This is a genomic window from Streptomyces sp. NPDC060209 (assembly GCF_042728155.1).
Lineage (GTDB): Bacteria > Actinomycetota > Actinomycetes > Streptomycetales > Streptomycetaceae > Streptomyces.
In genome coordinates, this window is sequence record NZ_JBHWZS010000004.1 from 16,689 (window position 1) to 41,213 (window position 24,525).

General features: G+C 71.6%; 24 protein-coding genes. 15 read left to right on the forward strand and 9 right to left on the reverse strand.

The features are described from left to right. A complete protein-coding gene (locus ACFWFI_RS01475) occupies nt 1–528 on the forward strand; it encodes a hypothetical protein (RefSeq protein WP_387384177.1) in 528 nt (175 codons plus the stop codon). Nucleotides 529–553: 25 nt separating this feature from the next. On the opposite strand, the gene ACFWFI_RS01480 is transcribed toward ACFWFI_RS01475, so the two are convergent. Further along, nucleotides 554–1,042, reverse strand: coding sequence for a GNAT family N-acetyltransferase (locus ACFWFI_RS01480; protein WP_387384179.1), 489 nt, complete (start codon nt 1,040–1,042; stop codon nt 554–556). Between the two features lie 50 nt (nt 1,043–1,092). On the opposite strand from ACFWFI_RS01480, the gene ACFWFI_RS01485 reads away from it, so the two are divergent. Then, on the forward strand, nt 1,093–1,911 hold the full coding sequence (locus tag ACFWFI_RS01485) for an exodeoxyribonuclease III (RefSeq protein WP_387384181.1): 819 nt from the start codon (nt 1,093–1,095) through the stop codon (nt 1,909–1,911). A 292-nt stretch (nt 1,912–2,203) separates the two neighbouring features. On the opposite strand, the gene ACFWFI_RS01490 is transcribed toward ACFWFI_RS01485, so the two are convergent. Next, on the reverse strand, nt 2,204–2,833 hold the full coding sequence (locus tag ACFWFI_RS01490) for a MerR family transcriptional regulator (RefSeq protein WP_387384284.1): 630 nt from the start codon (nt 2,831–2,833) through the stop codon (nt 2,204–2,206). 169 nt (nt 2,834–3,002) lie between these two features. Between ACFWFI_RS01490 and ACFWFI_RS01495 the strand changes: the two genes are divergently transcribed. From ACFWFI_RS01495 to ACFWFI_RS01510, 4 genes are all read left to right on the forward strand, one after another. Continuing rightward, nucleotides 3,003–4,523: a flavin-containing monooxygenase gene (locus ACFWFI_RS01495; RefSeq protein ID WP_387384183.1), complete on the forward strand. Its 1,521-nt coding sequence runs from the start codon at nt 3,003–3,005 to the stop codon at nt 4,521–4,523. Further along, on the forward strand, nt 4,520–5,476 hold the full coding sequence (locus tag ACFWFI_RS01500; RefSeq protein WP_387384185.1) for an alpha/beta fold hydrolase: 957 nt from the start codon (nt 4,520–4,522) through the stop codon (nt 5,474–5,476). The genes ACFWFI_RS01495 and ACFWFI_RS01500 overlap by 4 nt, the downstream gene beginning before the upstream one ends. Then, nucleotides 5,473–6,357: an SDR family oxidoreductase gene (locus tag ACFWFI_RS01505; protein ID WP_387384187.1), complete on the forward strand. Its 885-nt coding sequence runs from the start codon at nt 5,473–5,475 to the stop codon at nt 6,355–6,357. The genes ACFWFI_RS01500 and ACFWFI_RS01505 overlap by 4 nt, the downstream gene beginning before the upstream one ends. Nucleotides 6,358–6,443: 86 nt before the next feature. After that, complete coding sequence (locus tag ACFWFI_RS01510; protein ID WP_387384189.1) at nt 6,444–6,689, forward strand: hypothetical protein; 246 nt, start codon at nt 6,444–6,446, stop codon at nt 6,687–6,689. 251 nt (nt 6,690–6,940) lie between these two features. Here the strand turns inward: ACFWFI_RS01510 and ACFWFI_RS01515 are convergent, their stop codons facing one another. Beyond that, on the reverse strand, nt 6,941–10,342 hold the full coding sequence (locus ACFWFI_RS01515) for a S41 family peptidase (protein ID WP_387384191.1): 3,402 nt from the start codon (nt 10,340–10,342) through the stop codon (nt 6,941–6,943). 177 nt (nt 10,343–10,519) lie between these two features. Between ACFWFI_RS01515 and ACFWFI_RS01520 the strand changes: the two genes are divergently transcribed. Then, nucleotides 10,520–11,092, forward strand: coding sequence for a TetR/AcrR family transcriptional regulator (locus ACFWFI_RS01520; protein ID WP_387384193.1), 573 nt, complete (start codon nt 10,520–10,522; stop codon nt 11,090–11,092). A gap of 120 nt (nt 11,093–11,212) precedes the next feature. Next, nucleotides 11,213–13,426, forward strand: coding sequence for an MMPL family transporter (locus ACFWFI_RS01525; protein WP_387384195.1), 2,214 nt, complete (start codon nt 11,213–11,215; stop codon nt 13,424–13,426). A gap of 174 nt (nt 13,427–13,600) precedes the next feature. Here the strand turns inward: ACFWFI_RS01525 and ACFWFI_RS01530 are convergent, their stop codons facing one another. Continuing rightward, a complete protein-coding gene (locus ACFWFI_RS01530; RefSeq protein ID WP_387384197.1) occupies nt 13,601–13,969 on the reverse strand; it encodes an SsgA family sporulation/cell division regulator in 369 nt (122 codons plus the stop codon). 178 nt (nt 13,970–14,147) lie between these two features. Here ACFWFI_RS01530 and ACFWFI_RS01535 point away from each other — a divergent pair, with 178 nt between their 5' ends. The 7 genes from ACFWFI_RS01535 to ACFWFI_RS01565 all read left to right on the forward strand — a co-directional run bounded on the left by ACFWFI_RS01535 (nt 14,148) and on the right by ACFWFI_RS01565 (nt 19,948). Next, nucleotides 14,148–15,203 carry an energy-coupling factor ABC transporter permease gene (locus tag ACFWFI_RS01535; protein WP_387384199.1) on the forward strand — a complete coding sequence of 352 codons (1,056 nt, stop codon included), beginning with the start codon at nt 14,148–14,150 and terminating at the stop codon, nt 15,201–15,203. Nucleotide 15,204: 1 nt separating this feature from the next. Beyond that, nucleotides 15,205–15,966, forward strand: coding sequence for a cobalt ECF transporter T component CbiQ (gene cbiQ / locus ACFWFI_RS01540; RefSeq protein ID WP_387384201.1), 762 nt, complete (start codon nt 15,205–15,207; stop codon nt 15,964–15,966). After that, complete coding sequence (locus ACFWFI_RS01545; RefSeq protein WP_387384203.1) at nt 15,963–16,733, forward strand: energy-coupling factor ABC transporter ATP-binding protein; 771 nt, start codon at nt 15,963–15,965, stop codon at nt 16,731–16,733. The genes cbiQ and ACFWFI_RS01545 overlap by 4 nt, the downstream gene beginning before the upstream one ends. Before the next feature lie 77 nt (nt 16,734–16,810). After that, nucleotides 16,811–17,971 carry a serine hydrolase domain-containing protein gene (locus tag ACFWFI_RS01550; protein WP_387384286.1) on the forward strand — a complete coding sequence of 387 codons (1,161 nt, stop codon included), beginning with the start codon at nt 16,811–16,813 and terminating at the stop codon, nt 17,969–17,971. Continuing rightward, the gene (locus ACFWFI_RS01555; RefSeq protein WP_387384205.1) at nt 17,968–18,759 is read left to right on the forward strand and encodes an SDR family NAD(P)-dependent oxidoreductase; all 792 of its coding nucleotides are present in this window, start codon (nt 17,968–17,970) and stop codon (nt 18,757–18,759) included. The genes ACFWFI_RS01550 and ACFWFI_RS01555 overlap by 4 nt, the downstream gene beginning before the upstream one ends. Before the next feature lie 49 nt (nt 18,760–18,808). Then, complete coding sequence (locus ACFWFI_RS01560) at nt 18,809–19,297, forward strand: GNAT family N-acetyltransferase (protein ID WP_387384207.1); 489 nt, start codon at nt 18,809–18,811, stop codon at nt 19,295–19,297. Nucleotides 19,298–19,351: 54 nt separating this feature from the next. Then, nucleotides 19,352–19,948 carry a hypothetical protein gene (locus tag ACFWFI_RS01565; protein ID WP_387384210.1) on the forward strand — a complete coding sequence of 199 codons (597 nt, stop codon included), beginning with the start codon at nt 19,352–19,354 and terminating at the stop codon, nt 19,946–19,948. A 10-nt stretch (nt 19,949–19,958) separates the two neighbouring features. On the opposite strand, the gene ACFWFI_RS01570 is transcribed toward ACFWFI_RS01565, so the two are convergent. From ACFWFI_RS01570 to ACFWFI_RS01590, 5 genes are all read right to left on the reverse strand, one after another. Next, entirely contained in the window at nt 19,959–20,810 is an 852-nt protein-coding gene (locus tag ACFWFI_RS01570; protein WP_387384211.1) for an EamA family transporter, read from the reverse strand. Beyond that, on the reverse strand, nt 20,807–21,316 hold the full coding sequence (locus tag ACFWFI_RS01575; protein ID WP_387384213.1) for a YbaK/EbsC family protein: 510 nt from the start codon (nt 21,314–21,316) through the stop codon (nt 20,807–20,809). The genes ACFWFI_RS01570 and ACFWFI_RS01575 overlap by 4 nt, the downstream gene beginning before the upstream one ends. A 105-nt stretch (nt 21,317–21,421) precedes the next feature. Then, a complete protein-coding gene (locus ACFWFI_RS01580) occupies nt 21,422–22,417 on the reverse strand; it encodes an ornithine cyclodeaminase family protein (RefSeq protein ID WP_387384215.1) in 996 nt (331 codons plus the stop codon). Nucleotides 22,418–22,451: 34 nt separating this feature from the next. Beyond that, nucleotides 22,452–23,375 carry an ABC transporter permease gene (locus ACFWFI_RS01585; protein ID WP_387384217.1) on the reverse strand — a complete coding sequence of 308 codons (924 nt, stop codon included), beginning with the start codon at nt 23,373–23,375 and terminating at the stop codon, nt 22,452–22,454. Then, complete coding sequence (locus ACFWFI_RS01590) at nt 23,372–24,484, reverse strand: ABC transporter permease (protein ID WP_387384219.1); 1,113 nt, start codon at nt 24,482–24,484, stop codon at nt 23,372–23,374. The genes ACFWFI_RS01585 and ACFWFI_RS01590 overlap by 4 nt, the downstream gene beginning before the upstream one ends. Between the last annotated feature and the right edge of the window lie 41 nt (nt 24,485–24,525).

The window sequence follows — 24,525 nt, forward strand, 5'->3', positions numbered from 1 at the left end:
ATGGCGGAGCACCTGGGGCCGGTGGAGCTGGTGGGGGACCGCTGGGTCATCGGGGACCCGAAGCGAGGGGACGGCCTGTGCCTGGTGCTCACCGCCGACGGCATGGAGCACCACAGGCGCGGAGTGCCAAAGCCTCAGGCGGTCGTCCCGTGGTCCAGATTCGTGAGTGCGGGGGTCCAGGCCACCCCCTGGGCCTGGCAGGCCACGCGTACCGCGGGGGTGCTCGACGCGCTCGGAGGCGGCGTCGGCAACGGCGGTCGCGACGGCTGCTCGGTGGGCGGGCTCCTGCGCCATCCGTACGAGGACTGGTCGGCGAACTACACCCACCACGAGCGTTCCTACACCGGCGCACACATCTTCGTGGTGGGAGCTCTGTTCCGGTGCCTGTCGGACGCGAAGGCGCTGCCCCGGCTCGGTGACCCGGAGTGGCTGGGCGCGGCGGTCGGCCGGCTGGTGTCGGTGCCCGCGTGGTGGGCCCCATCGGCCAGGCGGCAGGTGCGCTCGATCGTCGAGGAGCTCGGCACCTGAAGGGGGGCGTGCCCGCGAAGCCCCGTCAGGAGGGCTCGACCAGCGGCTTGGCCATGCAGATGCTGCTGTCGTACGTGCGGTAATGGCCGAACTTCTCGCAGAGCGTGTAGCCGCTCGACGTGTACAGCGCGATCGCCTCGGGCTGCTGGTCGCCGGTCTCCAGGACCATGCGCGTGCGGCCGGCCGCACGCGCGTCGGCCTCCAGGGCGGCGAGGATGCGGCGTGCGAGTCCCCGGCCGCGGCCCTCGGGGATCACGAACATCCGCTTGATCTCGGCGTCTCCGTCGGAGTACCCCTCGTCGTTCCGCTCCTGGCTGCGCCAGCCGCCGGTGGCCAGAGGGCGGACCCGCTCGTCGTAGGCGAGCAGGTACAGTCCGCGGGGCGGATCGAACATGGCGGCGTCGAGCGGTGTGATGTCGCCCTCGTCGCCGTAGCGCTCGGCGTATTCGAGCTGCACCAGGTCGTTGAGTTTGACGGCGTCGGGGTGGTCGAACGGCCGGGACTGGATATTCATGCGAGTCATGGTACAGGTATGCACCACGTGTGTGTAGGTACTGTACCGGGATGCTGACTGTTACCACCGTGAACGTGAACGGGCTCCGTGCCGCCGCGAAGAAGGGCTTCGTCGAGTGGCTGGGGCAGACCGAGGCCGATGTGATCTGCCTCCAGGAAGTCCGCGCCGAAGCGCAGCAGCTCCCCGAAGAGGTGCGTGAGCCCGAGGGCTGGCACGTCGTGTACGCCCCGGCCGCGGCCAAGGGGCGCGCGGGCGTCGCCGTCTTCACACGGCACGCGCCGGAGCGCGTACAGATCGGCTTCGGGGGGTTCGAGGTACCGGGGAGTGAGGAATTCGACACCGCCGGCCGCTACATCGAGGTGGATCTCCCGGGGGTGACGGTCGCCAGTCTCTATCTGCCCTCCGGTGAGGTGGGCACGGAGAGGCAGGAGGAGAAGGAGCGCTTCATGGCCGCCTTCCTCCCCTATCTCAAGGGGCTGAAGGAGCGGGCGGCCGCCGAGGGGCGCGAGGTGGTCGTGTGCGGCGACTGGAACATCGCCCACCGTGAGGCCGACCTCAAGAACTGGAAGTCCAACAAGAAGAACTCCGGCTTCCTCCCCGAGGAGAGGGAGTGGCTGACCCGGGTGTTCGACGAGGCGGCGTACGTGGACGTGGTCCGTGCGCTGCATCCGGAGGAGGAGGGCCCCTATTCCTGGTGGTCCTACCGCGGCCGGGCCTTCGACAACGACGCCGGCTGGCGGATTGACCTGATCTGCGCAACGCCTGGGATCGCTGCCAAGGCGGTCAAGGCATACGTGGAACGGGCCGCCAGCCATGACGAGCGCTGGTCTGATCACGCGCCCGTGACGGCTGTTTTCCAGGCCCGGTAGGACGCCTGGACAGCACGCTCTGCCCGCTGTTGCCGGAGTGGACAGTGGGTGGGGTCTTTCTTACGCCACGTCGTGAGGGGGGCGGGGTTCCGGTACGCCGAAGCTCCGCGCCCCGGTGGGATGCCGAGTGTGTTCCGAAGTGCAGGAGAAGGCCGAGGCGGGCGCCGGCCCTCCCCTTACGGCTTGCATGTCTCAGCCCTCCTCGTCATCCCTGATCGCATCGTGGCCGGGGCCGTCGCGCTCGATGGTGAACCGCAGGCGGCCCGTGCGACCACGCGCCGGTGACGGTCACCTACGAGCGCTGACCGTCCTCGCGCAGCCGCCGGTCCAGGGCCATGGAGAGCTCGGCGTCCACCACCGCCTGCGCCAGCGTGCGCAGTTGCTCCGGCTCGGTGTGTGCGGTGTGGGTACGCAGGACTCGTACGAAGAGGTCGGCGAGGGCGTCGGCGTGCTCGCGGACCAGGCGGCCCGAGGAGAGCACGGCGTCGAGCGGGACCCCGGCCCGCACCAGCTCGGACGACGCCTCCAGCAGTCGGCGGCTGATGTGGACGATCTCGTCGCCGTCGATGCCGAGATAGCCCAGCTCCATGGAGGCGGCGAGGTTCTCCGCGGTGGCCTGGTCCTGGAAGTAGTCGGCGAGCTGCTCGGGCGTGAGCCGGACCGGGGTCTCCTCGGTGGGTTCGCCCAGGCCCAGCACCTCGGCGACATCGCGGCCGCTGTCGAAGGTCGAGGCCAGGTCGGCGATGCCGTTGAGGGTGTGGCCCCGCTCCAGCAGGCCCGTGATGGTGCGCAGCCGGGCCAGGTGGTGGTTGTCGTACCAGGCGATGCGGCCCTCGCGGCGGGGTGGCTGGATCAGGCCACGCTCCCGGTAGAAGCGCAGGGTGCGCACGGTGATGCCGGCCTCCTCGGCCAGCTCCTCCATGCGGTACTCACGGTGCTCGCGTCCTTCAGCCACACCCGCACCCTATGTTGTACCGCCGGTAACTTTCCTCGTCCCGACCCCTACCCATCAGTACGGAGCTGCTCTACCCTCCCAACAATGCCAGTGATTGCTGGCAGAGTCGTGTCACGTACCGCGGGGAGGCGGCAGCATGGCCCAGCACGAGCACGTACGAGTGGCGGTGATCGGATCCGGATTCGGGGGCCTCGGAGCCGCGGTCCGGCTCCGCCGCGAAGGCATCACCGACTTCCTGGTCCTCGAACGGGCCGGCGCCGTCGGCGGCACCTGGCGGGACAACAGCTACCCGGGCTGCGCCTGCGACGTACCGTCCCACCTGTACTCGTTCTCGTTCGCGCCCAACCCCGACTGGCCGCGCACCTTCTCGGGGCAGCAGCACATCCGCGCCTACCTGGAGTACGTGGCCGACACCTTCGGGCTGCGCCCGCACATCAGGCTCAACCACGAAGTCACCGTCATGCGCTGGGACAACGACGAGCTGCACTGGGTGATCGAGACGGAGAACGGCTCCACGATCACCGCCGACGCGGTCGTGTCCGCCACCGGTCCCCTCTCCGACCCGAAGCTGCCGGACATCCCGGGGCTCGCCGACTTCCCCGGCAAGGTCTTCCACTCCGCCCGGTGGGACCACGACTACGACCTGAGCGGCAAGCGCGTCGCCGTGATCGGCACCGGCGCCTCCGCGATCCAGATCGTCCCGGAGATCCAGCCGAAGGCCGGCCGGCTCACGCTCTTCCAGCGGACCCCGCCCTGGGTGATGCCGCGCATGGACCGTGCCATCAGCGGCGCCGAGAAGTGGCTGCACCGGGCGCTTCCCTTCACGGCCACCGCGCGCCGCGGGCTCCTGTGGGGCATCCGGGAGTTGCAGGTGGGCGCCTTCACCAAGCACCCGAACCAGCTCGGGCTCGTCGAGTCCATAGCGAAGTCGAACATGGCGCGGGCCATCAAGGACCCCGCGCTGCGGGCCAAGCTGACCCCCTCGTACCGCATCGGCTGCAAGCGCATCCTGCTCTCCAACGCCTACTACCCGGCGCTCGCGCAGCCGAATGTGGACGTGGTCGACTCCGGTCTGTCCGAGGTGCGGGGATCCACCCTGGTCGGGTCGGACGGTTCGGAGACCGAGGCCGACGTGATCATCCTCGGTACCGGCTTCCATGTGACGGACATGCCGATCGCCACCCGGGTCGTCGGCGCCGACGGCATCACCCTCGCCGAGTCCTGGAAGGACGAGATGCAGGCGCTGCGGGGTGCGACCGCGGCAGGCTTCCCCAACTGGATGACGATCATCGGCCCCAACACGGGGCTCGGGAACTCCTCCATGATCCTGATGATCGAGTCCCAGCTGAACTACATGGCCGACTACATGCGCCAGCTGGACGTCCTGGGCGGCCGCGCCGCACTCGACGCGCGGCCTTCCGCCGTCGGCGCCTGGAACCGGCGGGTACAGGACCGGATGAAGCGGACCGTCTGGAACACCGGCGGCTGCACCAGCTGGTACCTCGACGCCAACGGGCGCAACACGACGGTCTGGCCGGGCACGACGGCCGAATTCCGGCGGGCCACGCGCTCCGTCGACCTGGGCGAGTACGACGTCGTCCGTCCCCCCGCAATCCACTCCACGGCGCAGGCTGTGACCGAGGAGGCCGCACGATGAGCCGGCTGACGCAGACGGCGGACACCACGCCCGTGCCCGTGCCCGTGAGCGAACTGAGCGTCGTCTCCGCCGACGGCTCGCGCATCCACGTCGAGCTGCACGGCCCCGAGGACGCGCCCGCGGTGGTCCTGGCCCATGGCTGGACCTGCAGCACCCGCTTCTGGGACGCGCAGGTGCGAGACCTGTCGGTGGACCACCGGGTCGTCGTCTACGACCAGCGGGGTCATGGCCGTACGCCCGAGGCGGGCCCCGACGGGTACAGCACGCGTGCGCTGGCCGACGACCTCGAAGCGGTCCTGAAGGCCACGCTCGAGCCCGGGCGGAAGGCGGTGCTCGGCGGCCATTCCATGGGCGGGATGACGCTGATGGCGGCGGCGGGCCGTGACGCCGTGCGGGATCACGGGGCGGCCGTGCTGCTGTGCAGCACCGGCAGCTCGCGTCTGACGGCCGAGTCGCTGGTGCTGCCGCTGCGGGCCGGTGCACTCCGTACCCGGATGACCGCGGCCGTCCTCGGCGCGCGTGCGCCTCTCGGGCCGGTCAACGCGGTGTCGAAGGCGATCCTCAAGTACGCCACGATGGGGCGCGGTTCCGCCCCGGAACGCGTGGACGCCTGTGCCAGGATCGTCCACGCCTGTCCCCGCGGGGCGCGTGTCGCCTGGGGGCATGTGCTGGCGGAGCTCGACCTCGAGGCGCGTCTGCGGGAGCTGCGGCTGCCGACCGCGGTGATCGCGGGCGCGGAGGACCGGCTGACGCCGCCCGTGCACGCGAGGGCCATCGAGGCGGCGCTGCCGCACAGCCTCGGGCTCACCGAGCTGGCGGGTATGGGACACATGACGCCGGTGGAGGCGCCCGAGGTGGTCACGGCGAAGCTCCGCGAGCTGGTGGCCTTGTACGTCACTCTGGAAGGTGCGGGCAGCACGGCGGAAGCCGTGAGCGAGGAGGAGGTCGCATGAGCGGCAGGCGGAGTCTCGAAGGACAGGTCGTCGTCGTCACGGGCGCGGCGCGGGGGGTGGGCGAGCTGCTCGCCCGCAAGCTCTCGGCGCGGGGCGCCACGCTGGCGCTGGTCGGTCTGGAGCCGGACGAGTTGAAGAAGGTCTCGGAGCGGCTGCACTCCGAGAGCGACCACTGGTACGCGGACGTCACCGACCATGTGGCGATGAGCCGGGTCGCCGAAGAGGTCAAGCAGCGCTTCGGGAAGATCGACATCGTCGTCGCCAACGCGGGTGTCGCCACCGGAGGTCCGCTCGTGGACTCCGATCCGGAGGCGTGGCGGCGGGTCATCGAGGTGAACCTGATAGGCGGCGCCGTGACGGCGCGGGCCTTCCTGCCGGTGCTGATGGAGAGCCGCGGCTACTTCCTCCAGATAGCGTCGCTGGCCGCGATCACCCCGGCCCCGATGATGAGCGCGTACTGCGCGTCCAAGTCCGGGGTGGAGGCGTTCGCGCACTGCCTGCGCGGCGAGGTCGGCTACCGGGGCGTGAAGGTCGGGGTCGGCTATCTGTCCTGGACCGACACGGACATGGTGCGCGGCGCCGACGAGGACGACGTGATGCGGGAGTTGAGGCAGCGGCTGCCGTGGCCGGCGAACCGCACGTACCCCCTGGGCCCGGCGGTCGACCGGATCGTGGCGGGGATCGAACGGCGCTCCGCGCACGTGTACGCCCAGTGGTGGCTGCGCGGGATGCAGTCGATCCGGGGGTATCTGCCGGCGGTGATAGGGACCGTCGGCCAGCGCGAGATGAAGCGGTTCGGCTCTCGGCTCGACGGTGTGAGCAAGGGGCTCGTGGGGGCCGGTGGCGAGGCGGACCGGAAGGCGCGCACTCAGCGTGAATGATCGAAATGCGGTGAATGTCCGGGTGTGTAAGTCTGAGCGAGGTCCCACCGGGGCCAACCCCACGCACCCACATAGGAGTGAACAGCATGGGTATCGCAGACCAGTTCAAGGACAAGGCGCAGGAGCTTGCCGACCAGGCCAAGCAGCAGAAGGCGGGCGGCAAGCAGGGCGAGGCGCGTGAGCGCTCCGCCGATGCGTCGCGTCGCGCCGGCGGCCAGGGCCAGGCACAGGGCCAGGGCCAGGGTCAGGGCCAGGCGCAGGGCCGTCGGCCCGAGCCGCGGGACCGCGCGCAGGGCGGCGAGGACCGTCCGCGTGAGCGTTCTGAGCGCTGACGGCTGACGCCTCTGGGCGTCTGCGGTTGGTTGGGGCGTACCCGGGTGCCGGGTGCGCCCCTTCTCGTGCGTGTGCCGGTCGGCGGCACGGGGCGGGCGCGGGTGCGGGTCGTGCGCGGTGCGGGGCTTCGGGGCTCTGCCCCGGACCCCGCTCCTCGATCTCCCTCAGACTTCGTCCGGGGGACCCCAAGGGGCCTGATCGTGCCGGGCCTTGTCGGGCGGCAGGGTTGGATGTGCCGGGCCGTTCCGGGTTACCTCGGGGGTAGTGGGGGCCTGCGCAGGTTCGGGGCCGTGTCGTAGGTGGGGGGTGTGGCGGCCGGGCGGGCGGCGAGGAGGTCCAGGGCCACCCTGACCGCGTCGTCCAGCACCGCGTGGCGGCCCTCCGCCCAGTCCAGCGGGGTCCGCAGCGCCTCCAGGTCGGGCTCGACGCCGTGGTTCTCGACGGACCAGCCGTACGTGTCGAACCAGGCCGCGTTCATCGGCACCGTGATCACCGTGCCGTCGCCGAGCCGGTGCCGCCCGGTCATCCCGACCACGCCGCCCCACGTGCGCTGGCCCACCACCGGCCCCAGCTTCAGCAGCCGGAACGCGGCCGTGATCATGTCCCCGTCGGAGGACGTGGCCTCGTCGGCGAGGGCGACGACCGGCCCCCGGGGCGCGTTGGACGCGTACGAGACCGCCTGGGCGTTGCGGGTCAGGTCCCAGCCGAGGATCGTACGGGTGAGCTTCTCGACGACCAGCTCGCTGATGTGGCCGCCCGCGTTGCCCCGCACGTCCACGATCAGCGCGGGGCGCGACACCTCGAGCCGCAGATCGCGGTTGAACTGCGCCCAGCCGGAGCCGCCCATGTCGGGGATGTGGAGATAGCCGCACTTGCCATGGCTCAACTCCCTCACGACCTCACGGCGTTTGGCCACCCAGTCCTGGTAGCGCAGCGGACGTTCGTCGACCAGGGGGACGATCGCGATGCGGCGGGACCGGCCGCCGCACTCGCCCCGGGCCGGGCGGAACGTCAGCTCCACCGTGGTGCCGCCCGCCGCTGTCAGGAGCGGGTAGGGCCCCGCCACCGGGTCGACCGGCCGGCCGTCGACATGGGTGAGGACGGCCCCCTCCCGGATCCCCGTACCGGCCAGCGGTGAACGGGCCTTGGAGTCGGAGGAGTCGCCGGGCAGGATGCGCTGCACCATCCATTCGCCGTCCCGGCACACGAGGTTGGCACCCAGCAGCCCGATCGCCCGCTGGTAGTGCGGGGGGCCCTCGTTGCGGCGGGCGGGCGAGACGTACGCGTGGGAGGTGCCCAGCTCGCCGAGCACCTCGCGCAGCAGATCCGCGAACTCGTCGGGGGACGCGACCCGTTCGACCAGCGGACGGTACTGCTCCAGTACGCCCTTCCAGTCGATGCCGCACATGTCCGGTTCCCAGAAGTAGGACCGGATGATGCGCCCCGCCTCCCCGTACGCCTGGCGCCATTCGGCCGCGGGGTCGACGTCGTGCAGGATGCGGCGCAGATCGAGGAAGACGGTCGTGTCGTTGTCGCCGGTCTCGTTGGACGGTACGGCGCGCAGCTCGCCGTCGTCCATGACGACCAGCCGGGTCGCGTCCCCGCTGACCGCGAACCAGTCGAGGTGGCCGACCAGTTCGGTCTTGCGGGCCTTGGCGATGTTGAAGTGCTCCAGGGTGGGGCGGCCCGACATGTCCGCCGGGTTGGCGAAGGTCTCGCCCAGCGCGCCGGAGATCGGCCAGCGCAGCCAGACGAGGCCACCGCCGCTGACCGGCTGGAGCGCCGAGTACTTCGACGCGGAGACCGGGAACGGGGTCACCCTGTTCTCCAGCCCCTCGAACTCCACCATGACCGTCGGCCCCTCGACCGGGCCCTCGGGAATGTCCACGGGGTCCAGGCCGCCCGCCGCGGGCCTGCCGTCGGGGAGCAGGGCGAAGGGGGAGGGGGTGGCCGAGGTGAGGGGGACCAGATACGGGCGGCAGCCCAGCGGGAAGGAGAGGTCGCCGGTGTGGACGTCGTACACCGGGTCGAACCCGCGCCAGGAGAGGAACGCGAGATAGCGGCCGTCTCCCGTGAAGACGGGGTTCTCGTCCTCGAAGCGGCCGTTGGTGACATCGACTGTCACCGGGGCGTCCGGTCCGGTGATCCGGGCGAGCTTGATCTGCCGCAGCGATCGGCCGACGCCGGGGTGCGACCAGGTCAGCCAGTGGCCGTCCGGGGAGAACGCCAGATCGCGGACGGGGCCGTTCACGGAGCGGATGAGCTCGGCGAGCCCGGCCTCGGTGGTCCCGACTTCTGTGACCTCGACCTCGGTGGCTCCGGTCTCCGCCGGCCCGGCGCCGGCTCCGGCCTCCGTGGCTTCCGGCGGGAGGGCGGTTTCCACCCCGGCCGGTTCCACGTCCTCCTCCGCCGTGTCCAGCAGCAGCAGCCGGCCGTCGTTCGACGCGATCGCCAGCCGCTCGCCCTCCGGGTCGGAGATGAGCTCGTGGACCCTGCCCAGCCGCCCGGCGCCCAGCCGGCGGGGCGGCCGGTCGCCGCTGGCCCGGGGGAGGTAGGCGATCTCGATCGCGTCTTCGCCCTCCGCGTCCGTGACGTAGGCGACCCGGCCGCTGCTGCCGAGCATCTCCGGCAGCCGGACCCGCACCCCCGGGGTGTCGGTGATCGTGCGGGCGGGGCCGTCGCGGTGGGTGAGCCAGTACAGGCTGCCGCGCACGGAGACGGCGCTTGCCCTCCCCGTCTCGTCGACGGACAGCGAGTCGACATGGCTGGACGCCGGCACCTGGTACGTACGCCGGCCCGTCCGTGGGCCTCCGAGCCGCACCTCCAGCTTCCGGGGCACCGCGTCCGGCGACTCCAGGTCCTCGACCAGCCACAGATCGCCGCCGCACTGGTAGACGACCCTGCTGCCGTCGCTGGAGGCGTGCCGGGCGTAGAACGCGTCGTGGTCCGTGTGGCGGCGCAGGTCGCTGCCGTCCATCAGGCAGGAGTACAGATTGCCGACGCCCTCGTGGTCGGAGAGGAAGGCGATCCGGCGCCCGACGAACATCGGCGCGTCCAGGTGTCCGCCGATGTCCGGCAGCAGCCGCTCGCCGTGCAGCCACAGGCGGCCCGTGGCACCGCCCCGGTACCGCTTCCAGGCCGCCGGCTCGTGCGGAGGCTTTCCGGTGAGCAGCAGGGTGCGCCGTTCGCCGTCGATGTCGGCGACGGCGATGTCGGAGACAGGCCCCCAGGGGAGCTTGCCGCCGGGGCTGCCGTCGGTGGGGACGCTGTACGCCCACGAGAAGTACGAGAACGGCTGGTTGTGCGAGGAGACGGCGAGGATCTGGGACGAGTCCCCGGGGTCGGGGCTCCAGCCGCAGACCCGGGCGTCGGTCGACCCCCAGTAGGTGAGTCTGCGGGCCGGCCCGCCGTCGACCGGGGCCAGATGGATCTCTGGATCGAGCGTGCGCCAGGTCGTGTAGGCGATTCGGCTGCCGTCGGGCGAGAAGCGCGGATGACTGACCCTGGTCCGGTCGACAGTCAGCCGCCACGCCCGGCCTGGCCGCTGCCCTGACGGGGCGAGAGGGGAGACCCAGAGGTCGTCCTCCGCCGCGAAGCAGAGCAAGTCCTTGTGGAGGTGCGGGAAACGGAGATACGCGACGTCGTCACTCACCCTCCAATGCTTTCCGTGTGAAGGGCCCGCGGCAACTTGTGGTGCAGCACACAAGCGAAACCGTTTCGTTTCGATGAGGGAGGGGAGTATCTTCGAAGTGTACGAAACCGTTTCGTTCCGTTGGTTGATCTTCGACTGACGTACCATCCAGCAGGCGCAATCAGAGGAGGTCGACCCATGGCACGCAGCCGGCTCACGCCCGAACGCGAGAGCGAGCTGTACGCCGCCGTGCTCGATCTGCTCGGCGAGGTCGGCTACGAAGCCCTGACCATGGACGCCGTTGCCGCCCGTACCCGTTCCAGTAAGGCCACCCTCTACCGCCAGTGGGGGAGCAAGGCCGAACTCGTCGTCAAGGCGCTGCGGCACAACAAGCCGGTGCAGCTCGCCGAGATCGACACCGGTTCACTGCGCGGTGATTTCCACGCCGTGCTCCAGCGGACCGACGACTGCCAGATGGAGAAGAACTCCGCACTGATGCGGGGGCTCGGTCAGGCGGTCCACAACAATCCCGACCTCTTCCAGGCGCTGCGCGAGCTGCTGATCGAGCCGGAGCTCACCGGTCTCGGACTGATGCTCCAGCGGGCCGTGGACAGGGGTGAAGTGCGTCCGGACAATCCGGCGCTGTCCTACCTTCCGCACATGATGATCGGTGCCTTCGCCGCTCGTGAGCTGGTCGAGGACCGGCCCGTCGACCAGGCGTTCCTCATCGACTACGCAGAAGCCGTGGTGTTCCCCGCCCTCGGCGTCTGACGTCCCCTTCTTCTCCGCACGGCCTTTCTCCCCGCGCTCCACCTGACACGCCGCTCTCGTCGTCGGGCTGGTTCCTCACGCCCTCTTCCACTCAACGACCTGACCGGGAGTAACCCCTCCGTGGCTACATTCCTGTACAAACTCGGACGGCTCGCCTTCAGGCGCCGCCGTTACGTCGCCCTCATCTGGGTCGCGCTGCTGGCGCTCGCCGGATTCGGCGCGGCCTCCGCGTCCACCGCCACCTCCAGCTCCTTCTCGATCCCCGGCACGGAGGCACAGCGTGCCTTCGACCTGCTGGACGAGCGTTTTCCCGGAGGCAGCGCCGACGGCGCGACCGCCCGGGTCGTCTTCAAGGCACCCGAGAACGAGAAGGTCACCGGGTCGGCCAACAAGGCCGAGATCCAGGAGATCGTCGGCGAGCTGAAGTCCGGTTCGGACCAGGTCGCCTCGGTCGCCGACCCCTTCGCGGCCAAGGCCGTCAGCCAGGACGGCTCCACCGCCTACATCTCCGTGTCCTACAAGGTCAGCTCGATGGAGCTGACCGACGGGACGCGGGAGGCGCTGGAGGACGCGGGTGAGGCCGCGCAGAGCAGCGGAATGACCGTGGAGATCGGTGGTGACGCGCTCCAGGTGATGCCGGAGACCGGCGCCACCGAGATCATCGGGGTCGCCATCGCCGCGGTGGTGCTGGTGATCACCTTCGGGTCGCTGATCGCCGCGGGGCTGCCGCTGCTCACCGCGCTCATCGGCGTGGGGATCGGTGTCTCGCTGATCACCGCCCTGGCGAACGTGCTCGACCTGGGATCCACCACCTCCACGCTCGCGATGATGATCGGCCTCGCGGTCGGCATCGACTACGCGCTCTTCATCGTCTCCCGCTACCGCGCCGAACTGGCCGAGGGCAGGGAGCGTGAGGAAGCGGTCGGCCGGGCCGTCGGCACGGCGGGATCCGCGGTGGTCTTCGCCGGCCTGACCGTCGTCATCGCTCTGGTGGGCCTCGCCGTCGTCAACATCCCGATGCTGTCGAAGATGGGCTTCGCCGCCGCGGGCACGGTCGCGATCGCCGTGCTCATCGCGCTCACCCTCGTCCCGGCGCTGCTGGGCTTCGCTGGCAAGCGGGTCATGGGGCGCAAGGCGCGCAAGGCCGCCGAGGCGGAGAACAAGCCCGAGGCGAAGCCGAACATGGGTACCCGCTGGGCGCGGTTCGTGCTGCGCAAGCCGGTGTGGGTGCTGCTGGCCGGGGTCATCGGCCTCGGAGCCATCGCCGTACCGGCCGCCTCGCTGGAGATGGGGCTGCCGGACGACGGTTCGCAGCCGAAGAGCACCACGCAGCGCCAGGCCTACGACATGCTGTCCGACGGCTTCGGCCCCGGGTTCAACGGCCCGCTGCTGGTCGTCGTGGACACGAAGGGCAGCTCGGACGGCAAGACCGCCGTCGACCAGGTCTCCCAGGAGATCGAGGGCATCGGCCACGTCGCCGCCGTCACCCCGGCCGTGTTCAACAAGGCCGGCGACGCCGCGACCATCACGGTCATCCCCGAGGACCGGCCGAGCTCCGTCGAGACGGAGGACGTCGTCCACGCGATCCGTGACGCCGGTGCGGGCATCAAGAGCGACACGGGTGCCGAGGTGCTGGTCACCGGTGCCACGGCGATGAACATCGACTTCTCGCAGAAGATGAACGACGCGCTGCTGCCCTACCTGGCGCTCGTCGTCGGCCTGGCTTTCCTGCTCCTGATGGTGGTCTTCCGCTCGCTGCTGGTGCCGCTGAAGGCGGCCCTCGGCTTCCTGCTCTCGGTCGTCGCGGCCCTGGGCGCGGTCGTCGCGGTCTTCCAGTGGGGCTGGCTCGCCTCGCTCTTCGGGGTCGAGCAGACCGGTCCGATCATGAGCATGATGCCGATCTTCATGGTCGGCGTGGTCTTCGGTCTCGCGATGGACTACGAGGTCTTCCTGGTCACACGGATGCGTGAGGCGTACGTCCACGGGGAGACGCCCGGCCAGGCGATCGTCACCGGGTTCCGGCACGGGGCCCGGGTGGTCACGGCAGCCGCGGTGATCATGATGGCCGTCTTCGCCGGCTTCATCGGCTCCAGCGAGTCGATGATCAAGATGATCGGCTTCTCGCTGGCCATCGCCGTCTTCTTCGACGCCTTCGTCGTACGGATGGCCATCGTGCCGGCGGTGCTCGCCCTGCTGGGCAGGCGCGCCTGGTGGCTGCCGCGCTGGCTGGACCGTGTGCTGCCCAACGTGGACGTCGAGGGGGAGGGCCTGCGCAAGGAGCTCACCGACGGCCCGGCCGACGGCGGCGGGGAGCGGGAGCTGGTCCGCGTATGACCGCGGTGGGCGTCGTGGCGTGAGCCGTGGCGTGAGCCGCACGAGCCCCGGGGCCGCTTCCGACTCGATGAGCGGACGAGCGGAACGCGGCCCCGGTGCGCCGGTTACCTGTGGGGACGGGGGACCGGGGCGAAAGGGAGCCCCCGTGCACGCGGCACGGGGGCTCCCGTCTGTTCAGGCGCGGGTGGCGGTGGCGGTGGTGGCCGCAGGGCGCTTCGCCGTCCTCGCGCGGATCTGCGACAGGAAGCGGATGAAGGGCGCCTTGTCGAACTGGAAGACGGCGACGCCGTCCGGCGAGTGCAGTTCCAGGACCAGCTGGGCCCGGCCGCACGGCCATATCCGGATGTCGCCGCGGGTGGCGGGGGAGCGCAGGCCGCGTTCCAGCAGGTCGAGGGCGAAGGACCAGTCGACGCCTCCGGGGAGGCGGACCTGGACGGTCTGCGGCTCCTCGGGGTCGCACCGCAGTTCGACGGGGACCAGGCGGGGGTCGGGGCCGTCGGTGATGAGCCGGGCTCGGGCGTGTTCTTGGATCACGAGGGACATGGCCGGCTCCTCCTGTGTGAAAATCTCTCCCCCTAATGTCCCATATATTCCCATTTGGGCATGTCGAGGGTTGGGGTAGTTGTCATCCCTGCGCTCTTGCGAACTGTTTGCAACAGGGCTCTATCATGGAGCGTTTCCTGACCCCGCCAGCAGTAACGCCCGAAAGCGGAGCCACTCCATGCATGTACCCGACGGTTTCATCAACGCACCCGTCTCCGCCGTCGCAGGTGTTGTCGCCGCAGGCGCGGTCGCCGTCGGTCTCCGCGGCGCCAGGCGCGAGCTGGACGAGCGGACGGCACCGCTTGCCGGGCTCGTCGCCGCGTTCATCTTCGCCGTGCAGATGCTGAACTTCCCGGTCGCGGCGGGCACCAGCGGCCACCTCCTGGGCGGAGCGCTGGCGGCGATCCTGGTCGGGCCGTACACAGGGGTGCTCTGCATAGCGGTCGTCCTGCTGATGCAGGGCATCCTCTTCGCCGACGGCGGCCTCACCGCACTCGGCGTGAACATCACGGTGATGGGGGTCGTCACCACCGTCGTCGCCTACGCCCTCTTCCGCGGGCTGACCCGTGTGCTGCCCCGCACCCGCCGCTCCACGACCGTCGCGGCCTTCGTGGCCGCACTGGTGTCCGTGCCGGCCGCCGCCGTCGCGTTCACCGCGATCTACGCGATCGGCGGGACCACCGACGTGCCCATCGGCAAGGTCCTCACCGCGATGGTCGGCGTCCATGTCCTGATCGGCATCGGGGAGGCGGCGATCACCGCGCTGACCGTCGGTGCCGTGATCGCGGTGCGCCCCGACCTGGTGCACGGGGCCCGTGGACTCACAGCCCCGCTCAAGCTCCGGGTCGACGGTGCGCTCATTGACGCACCAGTAGCCGCCCCTTCGCCGGCCCCCGTCGCGGCCCGCTCCACGCGCAAGGTCTGGGCCACCGGCCTGGTCGCCGCGCTCGTCCTCGCGGGCTTCGTCTCCTTCTACGCCTCCGCGAACCCGGACGGCCTGGAGAAGGTCGCCGCCGACAAGGGCATCGACGAGAAGGTCCAGGAACACGGCGCCGCCGACTCCCCGCTCGCCGACTACGGCGTCAAGGACGTCAGCAACGCCCGTGTCTCCGGAGGCCTCGCCGGAGTGATCGGTGTGGGCGCCACCGTCGTCGTCGGCAGCGGCGTGTTCTGGGCGGTGCGCCGTCGGCGTACGCCCGAGGCACCCACGACCCGCACCACCGAGTCCGTCTGACATGGGCGCCGGCCACGCACACAAGCTCTACCGTCACGGGCACTCGCCCGTCCACGACCTCCCCCCGCACTGCAAGCTCGCCGCCGTCCTCTGCTTCGTCGTGGTCGTCGTCTCCACCCCGCGCGAGGCCGTCTGGGCCTTCGCGCTGTACGCGGCGCTGCTCGCGGCCGTCGCCGCGGTTGCCCGGATCTCACCCGGGTTCCTGCTGAAGCGCCTGGTCATCGAGGTGCCGTTCGTCGCGTTCGCCCTGCTCATGCCGTTCGTCGTGCCCGGCGAGCAGACCGAGCTGCTCGGTGTCTCCGTCAGCGTGCCCGGTCTCTGGGGCGCCTGGAACGTCCTCGCGAAGGGCACCCTCGGTGTGGCCGCCTCGGTGATCCTCGCCTCGACCACCGAGCTGCGCTCCCTGCTGCTCGGCCTCCAGCGGCTGCGGCTGCCGCCCCTACTCGTCCAGATCGCGTCCTTCATGATCCGGTACGGCGACGTCATCACGGACGAGCTGCGCCGGATGTCGATCGCCCGGCGCTCCCGCGGCTTCGAGGCGAGCGGACTGCGCCACTGGGGTGTCCTCGCCAAGACGGCGGGCGCCCTCTTCATCCGGTCCTACGAGCGCGGCGAACGCGTCCACCTCGCGATGGTCAGCCGCGGTTACACCGGCACCATGCCGGTGATCGACGAGGTGACCGCCTCCCGGACCCAGTGGGCGCACGCCGCGGCACTCCCCGTGCTCGCCCTCGTCGTATGTCTGCTGGGATGGACCGTATGAGCCTGCCCACCGCCCCCGTACCGTCCCTCGAGGTCAGCGGCCTCGCCTACGCCTACCCCGACGGCCACCAGGCCCTCTTCGGCGTCGACCTGGCCGTGGCCCGTGGCGAACGCGTGGCGCTCCTCGGCCCCAACGGCGCGGGCAAGACCACCCTCGTCCTCCACCTCAACGGCATCCTCGCCGCGGGCGCCGGAACCGTCCGGGTCGCCGGGCTGCCCGTGGAGAAGAGGAACCTGGCGGAGATCAGGCGCCGCGTCGGCATCGTCTTCCAGGACCCCGACGACCAGCTCTTCATGCCGACCGTCCGCGAGGACGTCGCCTTCGGTCCGGCCGCGGGCGGACTGCGCGGACCCGAGCTGGAGGAGCGGGTCATGACCGCGCTGAAGCGGGTCGGCATGGAGGAGTTCGCGACGCGGCCCCCGCACCACCTCTCCTTCGGCCAGCGCCGCCGCGTCGCCGTCGCGACCGTCCTCGCCATGGAGCCGGAGATCCTCGTCCTGGACGAGCCCTCCTCCAACCTGGACCCGGCCTCCCGGCGTGAACTCGCCGACATCCTCCGCTCCCTGGACGTCACCGTGCTGATGGTCACCCACGACCTGCCGTACGCCCTCGAACTCTGCCCGCGCGCCGTCATCCTCAGCGATGGGGTGATCGCCGCCGACGACCGCACACAGGACCTGCTGTGCGACGACGCACTCATGCGCAGGCACCGGCTGGAGCTGCCCTTCGGCTTCGATCCGCGTTCCGTGTCCGTTCCGCGTCCGTGAACAGATGGTGACCCGCCCCCCGTTCCACCTGCGGCGCGATGCACCATGGGGGGATGAGCGGGAGTGCGGGAGCAGGCGTGGACGTACGGGGCACGGTGGCGCCGGGATTCGAGGCGGTACGGGACGCTTTCGTCCGTAACTTCGAACAGCGCGGGGAACGGGGAGCGGCGGTCGCCCTCTACCGGCACGGCCGCAAGGTCGTGGACCTGTGGGCCGGAACGAGAGATGTCGACGGCGTGGAACCCTGGGCCGTGGACACCGTGCAGATCGTCCGCTCGGCCGGAAAGGGCGTCGCCGCCGCCGTACCGCTGCTGCTGCACCAGCGCGGACAGGTGGACCTCGACGCCCCCGTAGGCACGTACTGGCCGGAGTTCAAGGCGAACGGCAAGGAGCGCGTCCTCGTGCGCCACCTCCTCGCCCACCGTGCCGGTCTTGCCGCCCTCGACGCGACCCTGACGCCCGAGGAGGCCGCGGACCAGGTGTCGGGGCCGCGGGCCGTCGCGGACCAGCGGCCCCAGTGGGAGCCCGGCACCGACCACGGGTACCACGCCCAGACCTACAGCTGGCTCGTCGCGGAACTGGTGCGCCGGGTCACCGGAAGGACCATCGGCCGCTGGATCGCCGAGGAGATCGCGCGCCCCCTCGGCCTGGACTTCTGGTTCGGCCTCCCGGCGGACGAGGCCCACAGGATCGGGCGGATCGGCCCCGTCGAACCCCCGCCGGCCGAAGTCGGCGGCGCCCTGCGCATGCGCCCCAAGCGATCCGTCGTCGAGGCCTACGGCGACCCGGCCTCGCTCACCCGCCGCGCCTTCGGGGCGATCGACCCCTTCCCCGACGAGAACGACCCGGCCTACCGCGCGGCCGAACTCCCCGCGTCCAACGGCGTCGCCACCGCGCGGGGGCTCGCCCGCTGCTACGCCGCGATGATCGGCGAGGTCGACGGGCAGCGGCTGTTCGCGCCCGCCACCCTCACGCTGGCCCGTACCGAGGAGTCCGCGGGACCGGACCGCGTGCTGGTCGTCAACACCCGTTTCGGCCTCGGCTACATGCTGCACGGCCCGGCTGCGCCACTGCTCGGCCCCGGGTCGTTCGGGCACCCGGGCCGCGGTGGTTCGCTGGGCTTCGCCGACCCCGAATCGGGCATCGCGCTCGGCTATGTGACGAATGGTCTGCAGAAGGGAGTTACCGCCGATCCCCGTGCCCAGGCCCTGGTCAGGGCAGTACGGTCGGCGCTATGACTTCTCCTCGCTTCCATGGGTACTCCGCGCTCCTCACGGGCGCGGGACAGGGCATAGGGGCGGCCATCGCCCGCCGGCTCGCCTCCGAGGGCGCGGCCGTCCTGGTCACCGATCTGGACGCCGGGCGCGCCGAGCGCACGGCGGCCGGGATACGCGAGACGGGCGGCACCGCCGAATCCCTGGCCTGCGACGTGGGCGACCGGGCGGCGGTCGACGCGGCGGTGGCCCACGCGGTCGCCGTCTTCGGCAGTCTCGACGTCCTGGTCAACAACGCCTACGGCAACCACGACGACGCCGCGCTCTTCGAGGACGAGGAGGACGAGCCCTGGGCCCGTACCCTCGACGTCACCCTGAACGGCCCCTACCGCTGCTCCCGCGCCGCACTGCCGCACCTGGTGGCGTCCGGCCGGGGAGCGATCGTCAACATCGGCTCGGTCAACGGCGAACAGGACTTCGGCGGGCACGCCTACAGCGCCGCGAAGGCGGGACTGGCCAGCCTGACCCGTACGCTCGCCGGCCACGCGGGACCACGGGGCGTCCGCGTCAACCTCGTCGCCCCCGGCACTATCCGTACGGAGGGCTGGGCGGGCCGCGACGCCCAACTGGAGCGGGCTAGCGCCCTCTATCCGCTCGGCCGGATCGGCGAACCGGACGACATCGCGTCCGCCGTCGCCTTCCTCGCCTCCCGGGACGCGGCATGGATCACCGGCACCACCCTGCGGGTGGACGGCGGCCTCCTCGCCGTCAACACGGGCTTCCGCAAGGCGATGACGGGTGAGGACGGGTGAGGACGAAACCCGCTGGCGGCAACGGCGGCCCGCGCTCTACCCTCCGCGGATGATCGACCACGGTTTCACCGACAGGACCGGACGGAGCGTCACCCTGCGCGAGGTGACCGACGACACCTGGCGTGCGGTCGCCGACGTCGCCCCGCTGGACGGCCAGCGCGGCTTCGCCCCCGCGCTCGCGGCCCGCTATCTGCTCCTGACGACGCGCGAGGACACCTGGCACTCGCTCGCCGTCCATGCGGGCGAACTCCCGCTCGGGCACGTGATGTGGGCCCGGGACGAGGACGGTTCGTACTGGATCGGCGGCGTGCTCATCGACGGGCCCGAGCAGGGCGCGGGGATCGGGCGCGCCGCCGCGCGCACGCTCACCGCGTGGCTGGCGGGCCGGGACGGCTGCGAGGTGATCCGGCTGTCGTACGACCCGGGCAACACCGGCGCCGCAGCGCTCTGGACCTCGCTCGGTTTCCTGCCGACGGGTGAGGCCGAGGACGACGAGGTGGTGGTCGAGTTGGCGGCGTCCGCTGTCGTACCCGTGTGACAGGGTGACGAGCCCGGTACGAAGCGGACTCCGACACGGAACACGGGTGGCACCATGGGTGATTTCTTCGAGCGCGTGGTCGATCTGGAGGCGACCGGTGAGGAGGCCGGACCGCTCGCCGGGAGGATGGTCGACTGGATGGTCGCCGAGGGGATCGTCACGCGTGAGATGACCGGGGACGGCGTGTACAGCCTGTCCGTCGACCACGGATACGCACCCGGCCCCGACTGGGCGCGCGCGGTGGCCGACGCCTCGGACCCCTCATGGCTCCCCGGCCCCGTTGCGGTCGTCGTCGGCCGTGATTACCACGTCGGCGGCCAGGGCGAGGACGAGGCGGATTCGGCGACCTGCCCGCGGTGCGCGACCCGCACCGTCGTCATCGACCACCCGGAGTCGTTCGAGGCGGACGAGGAGGTCTGGCGGCCGTTCAGGGACGGCATCGCGGCGTGGAAGGAGACGGGACGGGGCGAAGTGACCTGCCCAGCCTGCGCTGTCCTCGTGCCGGTCACCGAATGGGACTTCGGACCCGGATTCGACCTCGGGGCGCTCGCCTTCGACTTCTGGGGGTGGCCGCCGCTGGGCGTGAGCTTCCTCGCGGAGTTCCGCGCCGGGCTGGGTCACCGCACCGAGGAGCAGTCGGGCAAGTTCTGAGACGGCCCGTTCAACTCGTGTGCAGCATCAGCCCGATGCCGACCACCATCAGCCCGGCCGCCGCGATCCGCGGGGCCCCGAACCGCTCCTTGAAGAACAGCGTCCCTATCGCGGCACCCACGATGATCGAGGACTCGCGGAGCGCGGCGATCGGGGCGAGCGGGGCCTTCGTCTGCGCCCACAGGACGAGGCCGTAGGCGGAGACCGAAAGAGCCGCGCCCAGGAGCCCCCGCGCCACGAACGGCCGCAGCTGGGGCATCAGTTCGCCCCTTCTGCGCCAGTAGGCGTACGCGGGGATGACCACGCCCTGCACGGTCATCAGCCAGCCGATGTAGCCGATCGGCGTCCCCGAGGCACGTACCCCGACCCCGTCGACCGTCGTGTATCCGGCGATGGCGAGACCCGTCGCGAGGGCCGCCAGGATCGCCGGCCAGTGGGGGCGGCTGCCGGAACCGCGGATGCCCCACAGGGCCAGGCCGAGGAGTCCCGCAGAGGCCACGGCCACGCCCGCCGTCGCCCAGCCGTCCGGGATCTCACCGATGAACACGGCGGCCAGCACCGTCACGACGAGCGGGGCCGTGCCGCGGGCGATCGGGTACATCTGGCCGAAGTCGCCCAGCGTGAACGAGCGCATCAGCAGCAGCATGTACGCCACGTGCAGGCCCGCGGAGGCGAGCAGATACGGCCAGGCGCCGGCCGCCGGAAGCGGGGCGAGGCAGGCCAGTACGGCTCCGATCAGCGCCCCGCCGCCCGAGATGAGGGTGAAGGACAGCAACTGGTCACGTATGGCGTGGGCGATGGCGTTCCAGCTCGCGTGCGTGATCGCGGCGGCCAGGACGGCCGCCACCACCAACGGGGTCACGCGGTCCGCTCGCGTACGTCCACGAGGGTGCCGCCCGCGAGCTCGACCAGGGTGGCGGGATCGAGCCGGAAGACGGCGTGCGGGTGGCCGGCCGCGGCCCATACCTCGGTGTGAACGAGCAGGCCCCGGTCGGCAAGCACCCGGGTCTTCGTACGGTGGCCGAAGGGAGGCACGCCGCCGATCGCGTATCCGGTGGTCTCGCGGACGAGGTCGGCCCGCGCCCGCTCGACCTTCGCGGCGCCCAGTTCGCTCCGTACGAGCTCCACGTCCACCCGTGAGGAGCCGTCCATCAGGACCAGGACCGGTACGCCGTCCGCCTCGAAGATCAGGGACTTGACGATCTGGCTGAGTTCGCAGCCGATCGCCGCGGCGGCCTCGACCGCGGTGCGTGTGGCGTCGGGGAAGCGGCGTACCTCGACCTCGAGGCCCAGCTCCCGCAGGGCTTCGGCGAAGAGGGGGTGGGCGAGGGCCGAGGCTGTGACCGGGGTTGCGTCGGAAGTGCTCATGCCCCGCACGCTACTGAACCGGGCCCGGTGTACACCACGGCCATTCCGGCTGCTGTGCCGATCGTCACCCCGGCCCGGCCCTACGGAGTGAGTGGCGGATGGCGGTCAGCTGCCCAGATCGATCCGGGTACCCGCGCCGCGGGCGTCGGCGGCGTCGATCAACAGCCGTGCCACGGCCAGGTCCTGGAGGCCGACGCCCACCGAGTTGAAGAGTGTGAGGTCGGTGTCCGAGGTCCGGCCCGGCTCGGTTCCCGCGAGGACGTCGCCGAGTTCGCAGCGGAAGTCGTCCTCGCCGAGCGCGCCCTCGGCGAGCGGAATGAGCACCTCGCCGGACTTCGCGCGGGCCGTCGTCCAGGCGTCGACGACGATCCGGCAGCGTACGACGCCCTCCGTGTCGATCTCCCGGTGGTCGGGGCGCGGCGGGGCGCCGACGGCGTTGATGTGCTGGCCGGGGGAGAGCCACGCGCCCCGGATCACCGGTTCCCGCGACGGCGTCAGCGTGCACAGGACGTCCGAGGCCTCGGTCACGGCCTGCGGTCCGGCCAGCACACGCGCGTCCACGCCGAGCTCCGTACGGATCCAGGCCGCCAGCTCGCGGCTCCGGCCGGGGTCGCGTCCCCAGAGCACGATCCGTTCGTAGCCGCGGCCCGGCAGCAGGGCGCGGGCGTGGGCCCGCGCCAGCGGGCCGGTTCCGACGAGCCCCAGGACGCGCGCGTCCTTCCGGGCGAGGACGCGGGTGGCGACGGCGGTGGCGGCGGCGGTTCTCGCCCGAGTCACCTCGGCCCCGTCGAGCAGGGCCTCGCACGCACCCGTGTCCGCGGACACTGCCAGGACGGCCGACCGCTGCACGGGCAGGCCCCGCTCGCGGTTGGAGGGGAGGTCCGCCAGAAGTTTCACGGTGGCGAGACCCGCCGGGGCGGAAGCCGACGCCATGGCGAGGAACGTCCCGTCCGACCCCGGGAGCGGCATCGCCGGCGGGGGCGGCAGGACGGCTCTGCCGAGCGCCAGATCGAGGTGGCAGCTCTCCACCGCCCTCTCGATGTCCTCCCGTGCGTCCGCGAGCAGCGCGGCGATGTCGGAGCGGGTCAGGATCAGCGTCATGTCGTGTGTCCTTGGTCGGAGAGGTTCGGTGCGGTCAGTTGCCGCGCAGGAATGGGGTGGTGAGCCCCGACGGCGCCCGGCTGCGGCCGACCAGCCCGCTCACCGCGAGCAGCGCGATGACATACGGCAGCGTGGTCAGGAGGGGCGCGGACAGGTGCAGCCCCAGGGCGGGTGCGGCGAACTGCAGTGCCTGCGCGACGCCGAAGAAGAGGCAGGCCGCGATCGTGGGCCAGGCCCGCCAGCGGCCCGCGATCACCGCGACGACCGCGAGGTAGCCGATGCCGCCGGTGATGTTGTCGCTGAAGGCGTGCACCTCCGAAAGGGCCAGCTGTGCGCCCGCCAGGCCCGAGACGGCCCCGGTGAGCAGCACGGCCGCGCACCGGACGGCTCGTACCGGAAGCCCGCAGCGGTCGGCGGTGGTCGCGTCCTCCCCGATCGCGTCGACCGCCAGCCCCCACCCCGTGCGCCTGCTGAATCCCAGGGCCAGGGCGGCGGCGACGGCGAAGGCGGCGTAGCCGAGGACGGTCTGCTCGAAGAGGGCCGGTCCCAGCACGGGGATGCTGTGCAGGCCGGGGACGGCGACCGGGTCGAATCCGGGCACCGAGTCCGCCGCGCCGTCGCCGAAGAAGACGCGGGAGCCGTACGTCGTCGCGCCGAGGGCGAGGGCGTTCGCGGTGATTCCCGTGACGATCTGGTCCGCGCGCAGGACGACACTGAGCAGGGCCTGGAGGGCGGCGAAGAGCAGCCCCGCGGCCAGGGCGGCCAGCACGCCCACGCCCGCGCTCCCCGAGGCCAGGGCGCCTGCCGCGCCCGCGAAGGCGCCGGTCAGCATCATGCCTTCGACGGACAGGTTGAGTACGCCGGCGCGTTCGCTCAGCAGCTCTCCCGAAGAGGCGAGCAGGAGCGGCACGGCCAGGCGCACCCCACCGGAGGCGAGCTCCTCCACGACCGCACTCATGAGGCCCTCCCGTTGCGTGTGGTTCCGAACATGGCCGCGGCGACGAACAGGACGAGCAGGCTCTGCACGATCTGGACGGAGGAAGCGGGAACCCCCGCCGCGAGCTGCAGGTTGATGCCGCCGTTGGTGAGGAAGCCGAAGAGGAGCGACACCGCGGCCACGGCGGTGAGAGAGCCGCGGGCGAGCAGGCCCACCACCAGCCCGGAGAAGCCGTAGCCGGAGGAGAAGTGCTCGGCCAGCACATACGGGGCGATGGCGACGAGGGCCGCGCCCGCGAGTCCCGCGGCCGCGCCGGCGAAGGCCAGGCTGCCCGTTTCCAGGCGCGCCACGGGAAGTCCGAGCCGGGCCGAGGCGGCGGGGGAGTGACCGACGGACCGCAGCCGCAGACCGATGGCCGTGTGCCGCAGCACCAGCCCGGTGACCAAGGCGGCGACGGCCGCGATCACGACGATCGCGGTCGCGGGTGACTCGATGCCGCCGATCAGAGGCAGCCGGGCGCCTTCGGGCAGCGGCGCGGACTGCGGCAGCGTCTCGGACGAGGTCACGGGCTGGCGCAGCAGCGCCTCCTCGTGGACGGCCACCGAGACGAGCCCCACACCGACGAAGTTGAGCAGCAGCGTGGTGATGACCTCGCTGGTGCCCCTCTTCGCCCGCAGCCAGCCGGCGATCCCGGCCCAGGCGCCGCCCGCCACGCATCCCGCGACGAGGACCACCGGCACACCGAGCGCGGCCGGGACACCGGCGGGCAGCGTCATGCCCACGGCCGCGGCGGCCAGCCCGCCCGCGCAGAGCTGCCCCTCGCCGCCCACGTTCACCAGCCCCGCGCGGTGGGCGACGGTGAACCCGGTGGCGATGAGGGCCAGCACGGCCGCGGAGTTCAGGGAGCTCCCGATGGCGTACGGCGATCCGAACATGCCCTCGACGAGAGCGTCCCAGGCGACCGCGGGCTCCGTTCCCGCACCCTTCACGAGCCCCAGCCCGGCCGCACCCGCGAGCAGGACCGCCAGGACGCCGACGGCGACGGGGTGTCTCAGGGCGGGGGCGATGCGGGCGCCTGCCGTGCGGAGGGCCGGGACGGGGGCGGACAGGGGAAGCGGTGGGGGTGACATGGCGGCTCCTTGAGGTGTCGGGAGGCACGCGTCCGGGCCGG